The sequence below is a fragment of the Paenibacillus lacisediminis genome, assembly GCF_046567315.2.
On sequence record NZ_JBKIAX020000012.1, the window covers coordinates 165,105 to 177,242 of the forward strand.

The 12,138-nt window shown below is 55.3% G+C and carries 10 protein-coding genes; 1 reads left to right on the plus strand and 9 read right to left on the minus strand.

Annotation, left to right across the window (positions count from 1 at the left end):
- Positions 1-85: 85 nt before the first annotated feature.
- Positions 86-676, plus strand: coding sequence for a hypothetical protein (locus ACLD72_RS22030; RefSeq protein ID WP_411002052.1), 591 nt, complete (start codon positions 86-88; stop codon positions 674-676).
- 341 nt (positions 677-1,017) lie between these two features.
- On the opposite strand, the gene ACLD72_RS22035 is transcribed toward ACLD72_RS22030, so the two are convergent.
- The 9 genes from ACLD72_RS22035 to ACLD72_RS22075 form a co-directional block, all read right to left on the minus strand.
- Positions 1,018-2,004: a multidrug resistance efflux transporter family protein gene (locus tag ACLD72_RS22035; RefSeq protein WP_411002053.1), complete on the minus strand. Its 987-nt coding sequence runs from the start codon at positions 2,002-2,004 to the stop codon at positions 1,018-1,020.
- Positions 2,005-2,006: 2 nt separating this feature from the next.
- Complete coding sequence (locus ACLD72_RS22040) at positions 2,007-2,711, minus strand: ABC transporter ATP-binding protein (protein ID WP_411002054.1); 705 nt, start codon at positions 2,709-2,711, stop codon at positions 2,007-2,009.
- Complete coding sequence (locus ACLD72_RS22045; RefSeq protein WP_411002055.1) at positions 2,708-3,508, minus strand: ABC transporter ATP-binding protein; 801 nt, start codon at positions 3,506-3,508, stop codon at positions 2,708-2,710. The genes ACLD72_RS22040 and ACLD72_RS22045 overlap by 4 nt, the downstream gene beginning before the upstream one ends.
- A complete protein-coding gene (locus ACLD72_RS22050) occupies positions 3,505-4,800 on the minus strand; it encodes a branched-chain amino acid ABC transporter permease (RefSeq protein ID WP_411002056.1) in 1,296 nt (431 codons plus the stop codon). The genes ACLD72_RS22045 and ACLD72_RS22050 overlap by 4 nt, the downstream gene beginning before the upstream one ends.
- A gap of 10 nt (positions 4,801-4,810) precedes the next feature.
- Positions 4,811-5,794 (minus strand): branched-chain amino acid ABC transporter permease, encoded by a 984-nt coding sequence (locus ACLD72_RS22055; protein WP_411002057.1) that lies wholly within the window; start codon positions 5,792-5,794, stop codon positions 4,811-4,813.
- A gap of 36 nt (positions 5,795-5,830) precedes the next feature.
- On the minus strand, positions 5,831-7,075 hold the full coding sequence (locus ACLD72_RS22060; protein ID WP_411002058.1) for a branched-chain amino acid ABC transporter substrate-binding protein: 1,245 nt from the start codon (positions 7,073-7,075) through the stop codon (positions 5,831-5,833).
- A gap of 1,038 nt (positions 7,076-8,113) precedes the next feature.
- Complete coding sequence (locus ACLD72_RS22065) at positions 8,114-8,578, minus strand: GNAT family N-acetyltransferase (RefSeq protein ID WP_411002059.1); 465 nt, start codon at positions 8,576-8,578, stop codon at positions 8,114-8,116.
- On the minus strand, positions 8,566-9,753 hold the full coding sequence (gene purT / locus ACLD72_RS22070) for a formate-dependent phosphoribosylglycinamide formyltransferase (protein ID WP_411002060.1): 1,188 nt from the start codon (positions 9,751-9,753) through the stop codon (positions 8,566-8,568). Before purT ends, ACLD72_RS22065 begins: the two co-directional genes overlap by 13 nt.
- A gap of 474 nt (positions 9,754-10,227) precedes the next feature.
- Positions 10,228-12,138 (minus strand): dynamin family protein (locus ACLD72_RS22075; RefSeq protein ID WP_458476157.1); only part of this gene is annotated, 1,911 nt, incomplete at its 5' end.

Sequence of the window (12,138 nt, forward strand, 5' to 3'; positions counted from 1 at the left end):
CTCCGGTCTGTTTTTGTATTCCCGCAAACGAAGTACCATGATAATATCAAATGGAACTGTAATCAATTCAAATGGTGGTTAAACAATGTCAAATCAAATGCAAATCTACATCCTATTAAGCAATCCGAAAACCTGGGTCGCCAAAATGATCGGCCTCTACACCAGAGCCCCGTTCAATCATGCATCGATCGCTTTTGACCCTGAACTCCGCGAAGTATACAGCTTCGGGCGAAAGCACCCGCTGATTCCGATGTACGGCGGATTCGTCAAGGAAGACATTCACGGCGGCGTGTTCGAAAAAGCAACCTGCGCCTTATACAGCTGCAAAGTCAGCCAAGAAACCTATCTGCACATGCGAAACTACGTGAAAAAATTCGAAGAGAACGGCGAACAGTATAACTATAATTTTCTTGGCCTTCTGGGCGTCATCCTCAATATGGAGCTGGGCGGGGAAAAATCCTATTTTTGCTCCCAGTTCGTCAGCGCCGTGTTTCAGGAAGCCGGCGTCAAGCTGCTCGACAAATCCGCCGGGTTAACAACCCCCTCCGATCTGTCGACCTGCTCTTTTCTGAAGCTGGTATTCCGCGGAAAGCTGGAAACGTACCGCGAGCTTAACTGCTATTCCCGCAGAACCGCGGCTTCGATAGAGCAGCATCATTTGTATGCCGCGAATTAATGCTGGCAAGCGAGCACATAAGGGGAAAAAAATGCCGTTATTTCGGCCATATCCCCCATTTCGAGTGAAATAGAGGAAAACGATGTCGCTATTCTCTCGAATCACAGGAGGATGACCGCTTTTGGCATCATTCATCGGAAAATAAGGACATAAAATTCCGCTAATGGGATGAACATGCTTCATTCCGGAAAATAAGACCACAAAGTTCCGCTATTTATATGGGGTTTTCAGACCAGTCAAACGAAAAGGACTGCCTTCCTCTCCGGCAGCCGGCCACCGGCTGCGCATGCATTGGGGAAACGCAGTCCTTGTTGTTTTTACGCACTTGCCGTCCGCAGACATTACGGCGATACGACCGGCTCGCTTTCCTTATCGGGAAGGGCCGGGGAACGCTTGCTTCCCGAAGCCCAGCTGTGTAGAATCATGCCGGCGACAACCAGCAGCATTCCGAGCAAAGACGGCAAGGCGGGAAGCGGAACGGGCAGCAGCAAAAGCTCGCCCACGGTCGCAAACACCACTTCCCCCGATTGCGTAGCCTCCACGGCGGCGAGCTTCCGCGCCGAACCTCTCGCCATATCCGTCGCCGCGAAAAACAGCACGGTAGCGATGACCCCCGAGCAAACGGCGACAAGCAGCGCCTGGCCGGCCTGGCTTGAACTCGGGGGACCGTCCTGCCAGAAGGCGGCAGCGGAGAGCAGCAGCCACAGCGGCAAGGTGGCCAGCGCCATGCCCAGCACGCGCTGATACGCGTCCAGCCGCCCGCCGCAGACGGCCATCATCTTGCGGTTGCCCAGCGGATACGCAAACGCTGCGACTACAACCGGCACGGCGCCGAGCAGCAGCTCGCGCGCCGAAATCGCTTGCGCCTGGCTAAACTGCATCATCAAAACGCCAACCAGGATGATCAGCGAGATGCCAAGCCCCCGCCAATGGACCTTTCCCCTCCTGCGGACAGGTCCTGCCGGCGTGTCGACCATCACGGAGAAAGCCGGGGCCACAAGCAAACCCGCCACAATCGTAATTTGCCAGGTTCCCGCAATCAGCCAGCCCGGTTCGTACTCCGCCGCAAAGCACACGGGAACGTACATGATGCCGAAGCCGACGAAACTCCAGCCAAGCCAGGTCCACGGCCGTTTCCTCATTTCCGCGAACAACGGGGCAAGCCTCCCGCGAACGCCTACAATCACCAGTAAAAACGGAATCATAAACAAAAAGCGCAGCGAGGCGGTATACATCCAGTTCCCGCCCGACCATTTCATCGTCTGGTTCAGCACAAATGTCGACGAGAAAAACAGGGAGGCTAAAATACCATACAGAATCGGTCGCATCTTTAGGCCAGGTAAGCCTCCTTAACCTGCTCGTTGGACAGCAGCCGGCCGGCTTCATCCTCCAGCAAAATTTCCCCGGTCTGCATCACGTAGCCGCGATGGGCAATCTGCAGCGCCTGAAAGGCGTTTTGCTCCACCAGCAGCACGGTCATGCCTTCCCGGTTCAACTCCTGAATGATTTCGAAAATCTGCTCCACAATGATCGGGGCCAGCCCCATCGACGGCTCATCGAGCAGCAGGATTTTCGGCTCCATCATCAGCGCCCTGCCGATGGCCAGCATTTGCTGTTCCCCGCCGCTCATCGTTCCGCCCATTTGCCCCAGCCGCTCCTTCAGCCGCGGAAAATAGGCAAACACCCGCTCCATCCGCTGTTTGACCGCCTTTTTGTCGCGAGTGGAGAACGCCCCCAGCTCCAGATTTTCCTTCACCGTCAGACGCGGGAAAATACGCCGCCCCTCCGGCACATGCGCAATCCCTTTCAGCGCCGCCCGATGCGGCGGCAGAGAAGACATCTCGCTCCCGGTAAAGCGGATTTCGCCGGAGGTGTTCACCTGTCCGCATATCGCTTTCAGCGTCGTTGATTTGCCGGCGCCGTTCGAGCCGATCAGCGAGACGATTTCCCCTTCCTCCACCTTGAGGGTGATCCCCTTCAACGCTTCGATGGCGCCGTAATATGCGCGGACTTCGCGCAGCTCCAAGAGACTCATAAAATCACCTCAAGCTTGCGTGCTTCCGGAGTAACCGCGCTTTTTCCCAAATACGCTTCAATCACTTTCGGATGGCTGCGGATCGTCTCAGGGCCGCCTTCGGCAATCTTCATCCCGTAATCCAGCACCAGAATATGCTCGGACAACTCCATCACCAGCTTCATATCGTGTTCGATCAAAATAATCGTCATCCCGGTATTCTCCTGGATCTGCCGGATGAGTCCGATCAGCTCCGCCGTTTCCCGCGGGTTCATGCCCGCCGCCGGTTCGTCCAGCAGCAGCACCTTCGGCTCCGCCGCCAGCGCCCGGGCGATCTCCAGCCGTCTTTGCGCGCCATAGGGCAAGCTTCCCGCCTGCTCGTTGAGCAGCTCCGCCAGGCCGACAAATTCCAGCAGCCGGTAAGCCTTAAGCTGGGCTCGCTCCTCTTCCTGACGAAATTTCGGCAAGGATAGCAAAGTCCCGAGCACCCCCGCTTTCAAATGAATATGCCTGCCGACCATCACGTTTTCGAGCACAGTCATGCTGCCGAACAGGCGGATATTTTGGAACGTCCGGGCAATTCCTTGGCTTGCCACCTGATGCGGTTTGACGCCAACGATCGATTTCCCTTCCAATTCGATCACGCCTTTGTCCGGCGCATAGATGCCCGTAATCATATTGAAAAAAGTCGTTTTACCGGCTCCGTTTGGCCCGATTACGGCGGATATTTTACCGCGGGGGAACGAAAAGTCGACGCCGCCCACCGCCGTCAGTCCGCCGAAGCGTTTCACAAGCCCCTGCACCTTCAAAATGGTCATTTGCCAACACCTCCGCTCTGTTGTTTGCCTTGCTGCCGAAGCGAAAGCACGGGGGAAGAACGCCGGCCCCTAAGGCGCTCGCCGTCCACCTTGCGGTTTTTGGCCGAAATCAAGCCATTAGGCCTGAATATCGCGATAAGCACAAGGATGGCGCCGAATATGAGCCGCTGCATTTTGGACGGGGAAATCGAGTTCGGGATATTGAGCACCCCTTGCAGCGTCAGCTGGTTCAGCCAATTGGTCAGCTCCGTCAGCACCTGCAAATTGAGGATCGTCACCAGCGCCGCGCCGAGGATGACCCCCGGCACACTGCCCATACCGCCCAGCAGCACCATGACCAAAATCGTAATCGATTCCAGCAGCGTAAAGCTGGTCGGATCGATGAACGTCTGCTTGGCGGCGAACACAACGCCCATCATCCCGGAAAACGAAGCCCCGATGGCAAAAGCGGTCAGCTTGGTCCGAATCAGCGGCACGCCCATCGATTGAGCGGCGATTTCATTTTCCCGGATCGCCTTCCAAGCCCGTCCAAGCCGGGAATGCTCCAGTTTCTTAACACTGAAGATGACCAGCGCCAAAATGAACACCACGATAAAATAATACTGGTTCGGAAATGTAAACTTGTAGCCAAACAAGCTGGGCGCCTGAATCGAAGACAACCCCATCGCTCCGTTCGTAATATTCACCGGCTTATCCAAATTGTTGAAAATAATCCGGATGATTTCGCCGAAGCCCAGCGTGACGATCGCCAGGTAATCGCCTTTGACGCGCAGCACCGGCAGGCCAAGCAGCAAGCCAAACAATGCGGCCATCAACCCGCCGATCGCGATAAAGATCCAGAAGGCTCCGCCGGACAACGGGAACAGATTGCCGGAAATAAATTCATTGGCCTGCGGGGTGGCAAAAATCGCGTACGTGTAAGCCCCGACGGCGAAAAAAGCGACAAACCCCAGATCGAGCAAGCCGGCGAACCCGACCACGATGTTGAGGCCAAGCGCCATCGCGATGTAAATGCCGCACTGCGTCGCGACCTCCATATAGGATTGATGCGAAGGCCCGCCCGAAGTGGCGAACGGAATGACCAGCAGCACCAGAACGGCTCCGACCGTCCATTTAATGGAAACCGGAAACGTAGTGTAATAAAGCAGCAGTAAGGAACCCAGGAGCAGCAAAAACGCAACCACTGATTTATCCGAAAAATAAACGCTTGCGGCCGTAACGATCACAAACAACGAAAAAAGCGCGGCTTGCGCGGCTTTGCTGTGTTCCAGCCATGCACTCAGGCGATTCATGAAGTTTCACCTACACTTTCTCTTTGAGGGCTCTGCCGAACAGCCCCTCCGGTTTGAAAATCAGGACCGCTATCAAAATCAGAAAAGCGACGACATCCTTGTATTCCCCGCCCAGCGTTCCGCCGGTTATGACCGACAGGTTGGCCGAGGAGAACATTTCCAGCACGCCGATAAACAATCCGCCGAACATCGCGCCCCGGATATTTCCGATTCCACCCAGCACCGCCGCAGTGAATGCCTTCATGCCCAAAATAAAACCGATGTAAGGGTCGATCGTTCCGTATTGCTGGGCGAACAGCACGCCGGTGCCGCCGCCAAGCGCGGAGCCGATAAAAAACGTCAAGGCGATCACCTTGTTGACGTTGATTGACATCAGCGCCGCCGTCTCCCGGTCCTGGGCCACGGCGCGCATCGCTTTGCCCCACTTGGTCCGGTTGACGAACAGATCAAGACCGATCATCAGGACGACGGCAACGGCCACGACGATGATCGTGTTTATTTTCAGAAAAGCGTCGTTAAACCCGCCCCACAGTGACGACGCCCCCAGCATGAGGTTATCGCCGTACAGCGAAATGCCGGTAATGACGAAGTTGCCGGTGCGCAAATCGGCGATAAACCGCACGATATCCTGAAGCAGAAAGGAGACGCCGATCGCGGAGATCAGGGAGATCAATTTGGGAGCATTGCGGAGTGGCCGGTAGGCCACCCGCTCGATCCCGATTCCCATCACCCCCGTGAACACCATCGCCGCGGCGAGGATCAGAAAATAAGCCAATCCGGCCGGCAGAGCGCCGAGCCAGCCGGCGGAGCTCATCCCCAGCAGCACCGCCGTCCCTACAAAAGCGCCGGTCATAAATATTTCGCCATGGGCAAAATTAATGAATTCAAGAATGCCGTAAACCATCGTATACCCGATCGCCACCACGGCGTAAACCGCGCCCAAAGTAAGGCCGTCCACCAATACCTGGGGAAGAGTTTGCAGGATCGTATCCATTATGGCCTAACCCCTTTTTTAGAAGTCTGTACGAGCTTATTTGAGCTGTTCAATTTCCGAAACCATCGCGCCCGGGTATGATTGATTTTCAAACTTATAGATGAACACCTTCGCGTATTTGTTGTCCCCTATGTCATCAAAGCTGACTTTCGTGGCCACCCCATCGAAATCGGTGGTCGCCCGCACGGCGTCGCGCACCTGTTCACGCGCCGGCAGCTTACCGCCGTTAGCTTCAATCGCCTTTTTCACTCCGTTCAAAATAACGTTCATCGCGTCATAGGAATATGCCGAATAGTTTTCGACCGCTTTGCCGAATTTCTCCTTATATTTATCCGCCCAGGCCTGATTCGATTTGGTGATGTCGGTCGATACGGAGCTGTAGGCCACCTCCGTCAATTTATCCCCGGCAATGTCGACCATCCCTGAGGAATCAAGCGCGTCCCCGCCCATGATCGGAACGGTAATGCCCTTCTCCCGCGCCTGCTTCACAATGAGTCCGGCCTCCGCATACATCCCCCCGAAAAAGATGAAGTCCGGCTTTTTGCTGAGCACCTGGTTCAGGACGCCGTTGAAGTCTTTTTCACCGACCGTGATTCCTTCGTAACCCGCGATCGTGGCCCCAAGCTCCTCGGCCGCAGTTTTGAAGGCGCCAGCCAGCCCCTGGCCGTAAGCCGTTTTGTCCTGAATCACAAAAATGTTTTTGGCACCCACCGTTTTGACGGCATATTCAGCGCCGGCTGGCCCTTGAAAATCATCGCGGGCGACGACCCGGTTCACCACCTTCAGCTTGCGGTCGGTAAATTCCGTGGCCGTGCTGGCCGGAGATACCATCGGAATGCTGTATTTCTCATAAACGACCGAGCTCGGAATGGATACGCCGGAGTTCAAGTGCCCCAGCACCGCCATGACCGCCTGATCGGCGCCGATCAGCTCGGCGTTAGCCACGCCTTTTTTCTGATCGCCTTGATCGTCGTATGGAACATACTGCAGATCGAAGCCAAGTTCCTTAAATTCCGCTTGCCGCTCCTCCAGCGCCATTTGGCCCCCGAGCTTAATCGATTCCCCCTGGATCGCCGATCCGCCGGATAAAGGCGATTGGGAAGCGATCTTGATGACGGTCAAATCACCGCCGGATGAGCCTCCAGCCTCCCCGCTTCCCTTGCCGTCTCCGGCTCCGTTACCGCCGCTCGCGCTTCCTCCCCCGCTGGAACCGCACGCCGAAAGCAAACCCATGATGAGAAAAGAAACCAAAAAAACCGCTAAAGCTTTTTTCACCTTCATCCTTTAACCCTCCCAGAAATTGTATGCGTGTAGGTCACCGGACTTAATCCCCTTCGGTGGCCTGCACAATGGTTTGCGTTTCTCACTGACCGCCTTTTATTATGTCATGTTTGTGTAAGTTATTTTTACGCAAATCAGTATAAAAACCTCTACAACTCCATATTTACACGAGAAAGGCGATTTTTGTCAACTGTTTATTTCATATATGTTAGATATTTGAACAATTTATGATATGTACAATAACTTTATATGGTGTTTTAATTTCTAAAAAGTTAACATTTAAAATTTCAAAGATGCCTCGCAATCCCCAAGAACAGTCGCAGCCGAGCATGAGTTTGCTGTGGTGCGAGGATTGAAAAATGATAAATGGGCGCGAGTTCAGTTGCTGCAGATTGAAGTGCATACGGGTTGAGGAAGCATGTGAATTGGGGCGTAAAGCTAGTTGAAAGTGAAGTGGCGGTCTGGTGGCAGTGAGTACGGGTGTGGTGGGAATGAGGCAGGCGTGAGGTAGGAATGAGGTGGGAATGAGGTGGGAATGAGGTGGGCTTGAGACAGGCGTGAGGTAGGAATGAGGCAGGCGGGAGAAAGGATGAGGCAGGAACGAGACAGAAGTGCGGCATGCGTGAGGCAGGAGTAGGCAGCGGCGAGGTAGGAGTGAGGCAGGAACGAGGCTGGGTTAGGTAATATCATCTTGTATAGTAACAGTATCCTGCGAAGTATCAGCGTTCTACGAGGTGCAGAATTCCACGAAATGCAAAAGTGCATGCGAATTTTGTCAAAACCTCCCGAAACGGGCCAATGTAATGCAAAAGTGCATTTCATATCCCGTTAAAATTGCCTTTTTTATCAAATGGGCTCTGAACAGATGTACTTTTGCACTTCAACCGCCTCAAAACAAGAAATCACGACAAATGAACTGCACTTTTGCAGCTGCTCTCAAAGCACTCCAAGGCTCAGAACACAAAAAAGCCCCCCTTCCAAAAAGAAGTGGGGAGCCTATATCAATTAAGAACTATCAGGTCAATTAGTCCGTTCATTTTACAGCAGCGGCTTGCTTAGGCGATAGCCCACACTTGTGAAGCCCAGGTGCTCGTAAAACGATTTGGCGGACATGTAATTCTCGCGTGCCGTGGACACGATCAGCTCCGAGCTGCTGCGCTGGCGCCCCCAGCTCTCCGCTTCCTCAATCAGGCGTTTCCCAAAACCGCTGCCCCGATGCTTCTCATCTACGATCAGAGCCGTGATCTGCGTTACCGGTCTACTCATATCATGGGTTTGATATTGCTTCAGAAAAGCCGTTCCGACAATAACCCCGTCCAATTCTGCCACCAGACTGCTGAACAACGGATGTTCTTCCAGCATGGATAGACGTTCCTTCAGCACGCTGGGCGTTGTCGGGTAACGAAGCTGGCGCATTAACGGAAGCATGTGCTGACAATCGTCACAACATCCTTTACGAATGACCAAAGCCGGAGAAAGCACCTGAATACTCAATTGAACCATACCACCTTTAATAGATTTGCCGCTTCCTTCGCGCGGCTGCGAGCTGTTTCCACATCTTCTGCGGCACTCAGTGCGACTGCCATTCGTCTGCCCGGTTTGCATAGCGGTTTTCCAAATATGCGCACCTGCGTCCGCGGCAGGCTTAACGCCTCGCCGATTCCCGCGATCTGGAAGTCTTCGCCTTCCCGGCCCTCTCCGCCTTTCAGCGTCGCCGACGCCCCCGGCGTCAGCAGCTCTACCGAAGGAATCGGGAAGCCCAATATCGCGCGAACATGCAGCGCAAATTCCGACAAATCCTGGGTCACCATCGTGACCATTCCCGTATCATGAGGTCTTGGGGAAACTTCACTGAACACGACGCCGTCCGGAGTGATAAACAGCTCAACCCCAAACAGGCCGTATCCGCCTAGCGCATCGGTGATTTTGCGGGCGATGTCCTGCGCCTCGCGCAGTTGCTCCTCGTTCATAAAATGAGGCTGCCACGACTCCACATAATCGCCGTCCCGCTGAATATGCCCTATCGGCGGGCAAAACACCGTCCCGGAAACCGAACGGACCGTCAGCAACGTGATCTCGCTCGTAAACGGCACAAACGATTCCACAATGACCCTCGCGTTTTTGGCGCGTCCACCCTCCATCGCCATCCGCCAGCACACTTGCACGTCTTCCCGGCTGCGGCAAACGCTTTGCCCTTTGCCGGAAGAGCTCATAAGCGGCTTGACCACGCAGGGCAAACCAAGTTCGGCAACCGCCGTTTCCAGCTCCTCCAAACTGTCCGCAAACCGGTATTCCGCAGTCGGCAAACCCAGCTTCTCCGCAGCCAGGCGCCGGATTCCTTCGCGATCCATCGTCAGCTTCGCCGCCGTGGCCGTTGGAATCACCGTAAAGCCCTCGCTTTCAAGTTCGACCAGCACCTGAGTAGCAATCGCTTCCACCTCCGGGACGATCAAATCCGGCTTCACTAGCAGAATAAGCGATCGCAAAGCCTCCGGATCCAGCATATCGATGACGTGGGCTTCATGGGCCACCCCCATGGCCGGAGCATGCTCGTACCGGTCGACGGCAATCGTGCGAACGCCCAGGCGCTGCGCTTCGATTACGACCTCTTTACCGAGCTCGCCGCTGCCAAGCAGCATGATCGTTTTAGGGCTTCTTGATGCAGGAGCACCCCACATGATACGATAAATCCCCCTTAACGCTGAGTTAACAATAATTTAACACTCTACACCTATTTTCAGGTTTTATGGCCAAGATTGCAATACTTCTAATTAAAATTCGGAATATTTTTCGATAAAAAGTTACAAATAGCGAAACTATGCTTCCACCAAAACGTAATAGACCCTTTTTTAGCCATCCATTCCCGGTGTGTTCCAGATTCCCTGAATTCCCCATGGTTCAATACAGCGATGTTGTGGCAGGTTCGGAGATAAAACCAATCCTAACGGACACCAGCAACGTTATTCCGATAAAATCAACAGTTTGCAAAATGTAACGGACACCGCAGACCTTATTCGACATTGAAGAGCACGATTCTGGACTTTTTCGGGAAAATAGCGGCACTCCTGTCCGTTAAAAATGAAAACGGCGTATTTTGGGGCAAATAAGGTCGCCTCGGTCCGTTAGCCTGCATAGCTCAGGCAAAAACCGGATTATCTTTCATGAAAAGCTTCCACCTCTTCTCGATAGCTGCCTAATTGCGCCTCCGCTTTTTGCCAATGTGCCAGCTCCTCCTCGGTAACCTTCAAGCTCTTCAAACTGTCTTCCCATTCCTGCCAAAGACCCGTGAAATATTCGGCGATTTGCTGCTTGCGTTGCTCGATTTCGCCGGCATAATGGTCGCGGAAAACGCCCTGCATGCGGTGCACAAGCTCCTGAAGCCGCTCCGTAAGCGGGCCTTCCAGTTTGGCGCGCAGCTGCATTTTTCCCTGTCCCTCAAAAAAAGCTTTTGGATTTTTAAAATACGGCCAATAGTCTTCCGGTGAAAAATAAGCGCTGTCCAGCAGTCCTTCCGGAATCTCCGGGGTATTCCATTCCCCGGACGGAGCCGGCGCTTCAAGCGGCATATCGAACCGGGCCCCGTTCCCGCGGCACCAATTATCCGCTTCCCTCGCCAGCAGCGCCTCCGCTTTCCGCTCCAGACGCAGCGTCGTCGCCAGCAGCTCGCGCTCCAGCTCACCCGAAATTTGGCTAACCCAACCGCTCATAGCGATGGCGAAGTTCCGCTTCAAAGGACCCGCGCCATCCTGGAGCAGGGACGGGTGAAAATATTCCGCATACGCATCGAGCGCCTGCAGCCTTAACCGCTGTACGACGTGGAACAACAGTTCTTCGTTCTCCTGATTCCATTCCCTGCCGATCTCGACAGCCATGAACTCCTTGACTGCGGCTTCAAAAGCGGCGCGGCTGCCGGTCAGCGCAGCCAGCTTCCGCTCCGCCTGTTCCGCGTCGCTATCGGCCGCCGCAATCCATTTCGCCAGCCGCTCCTTCGTCTGCTCCAGCAGCGCGGAGGCGGACGCCGCGGCAAGGCTGCCCAAATCAACCTCCAGGAACTTGGCGAATTGCTGCCGGAACCGGGCAAAGCCCATGTCTCCAGAAGCCCCGCCTTGTTCCTCCCGCAGCGCCTGCAGGCTGGACAGCGCAAACAGATTCGGCTCGCGGATGCCTGCGGTTTGCAGCCCGTCCCTTACGTACTCCACCACTGCCGCGAGTTCATCCTCCGATGCGGCAAGATCCGCCGCGTTGACGACAAAAAACATTTTGTCGAGCGCAAAGCTGCCCTTCATGCGGCCAAGCTGGCTAAGCAGTTGTTTGTCGGCCCGGGAAAAAGCGTGGTTGTAATAGGTCACGAAAATGATCGCATCGGAATTTTTCATATATTGGAACGTAACGCCTGTATGCCGGGCATGGATGGAATCCGCCCCCGGCGTGTCCACCAGCACGATGCCTTGCTCCGTCAAAGGGCAGGCGTAATAAAAGTCGATATCGGCTACAAAGCAGGCCTTCTCTTCCTCCGCGGCAAATCTTCCGAACTCGGCGGCGTCCGCGACGATGCTTTGGCCGAGCAGGGACTCGGCAGCCTCCCAACCGGCTGCCGCCGCTTTCAGGAAGCTGAAATGCGCTCTCCCGGCAGCGGGGATCTCGGCGGCTTTCAGATGTTTGACCGTCTCCAGCCAATTCTTCTCCTGCCAGCCGCCAAGCCCCAGCGCCCCAAAGGAGTACGCCAAATCCTCGGCCATCGCTTCGCGGCTTTTGAAGCGGATCCGCGCCGTATTATGGCGCTGTCCGTCCCCAGGCGCCATCACCCGGATGATCGCCGCCGTCGTCGGATGCGGCGACACCGGCAGCACGGCTTCGCCCAGCAGAGCGCTGGCGAAGGAGGATTTGCCGGCGCTGAACGCCCCGAACAGCGCCACGGTAAACGTGCCGCTGCGCAGCTCGGCGGCGCGCCGGGTCAGCTCCCGCACCCCCGTCCCGAAGGCGGGGTGGGGAGCCAGCAGTTCCGCCGCGGCCGCAAGGCGCGCGGCGGCCTGCAGCGCGCGCCCGCGGGCCTGCGGCGGGCG

What these genes read in the sequence shown, in the direction of transcription:
- ACLD72_RS22030 (WP_411002052.1), top strand. Translation starts at nt 86, where the DNA reads ATGTCAAATCAAATGCAAATCTACATCCTATTAAGCAATCCGAAAACC.
- ACLD72_RS22035 (WP_411002053.1), bottom strand. Translation starts at nt 2,004, where the DNA reads ATGCGACCGATTCTGTATGGTATTTTAGCCTCCCTGTTTTTCTCGTCG.
- ACLD72_RS22040 (WP_411002054.1), bottom strand. Translation starts at nt 2,711, where the DNA reads ATGAGTCTCTTGGAGCTGCGCGAAGTCCGCGCATATTACGGCGCCATC.
- ACLD72_RS22045 (WP_411002055.1), bottom strand. Translation starts at nt 3,508, where the DNA reads ATGACCATTTTGAAGGTGCAGGGGCTTGTGAAACGCTTCGGCGGACTG.
- ACLD72_RS22050 (WP_411002056.1), bottom strand. Translation starts at nt 4,800, where the DNA reads ATGAATCGCCTGAGTGCATGGCTGGAACACAGCAAAGCCGCGCAAGCC.
- ACLD72_RS22055 (WP_411002057.1), bottom strand. Translation starts at nt 5,794, where the DNA reads ATGGATACGATCCTGCAAACTCTTCCCCAGGTATTGGTGGACGGCCTT.
- ACLD72_RS22060 (WP_411002058.1), bottom strand. Translation starts at nt 7,075, where the DNA reads ATGAAGGTGAAAAAAGCTTTAGCGGTTTTTTTGGTTTCTTTTCTCATC.
- ACLD72_RS22065 (WP_411002059.1), bottom strand. Translation starts at nt 8,578, where the DNA reads ATGGTTCAATTGAGTATTCAGGTGCTTTCTCCGGCTTTGGTCATTCGT.
- purT (WP_411002060.1), bottom strand. Translation starts at nt 9,753, where the DNA reads ATGTGGGGTGCTCCTGCATCAAGAAGCCCTAAAACGATCATGCTGCTT.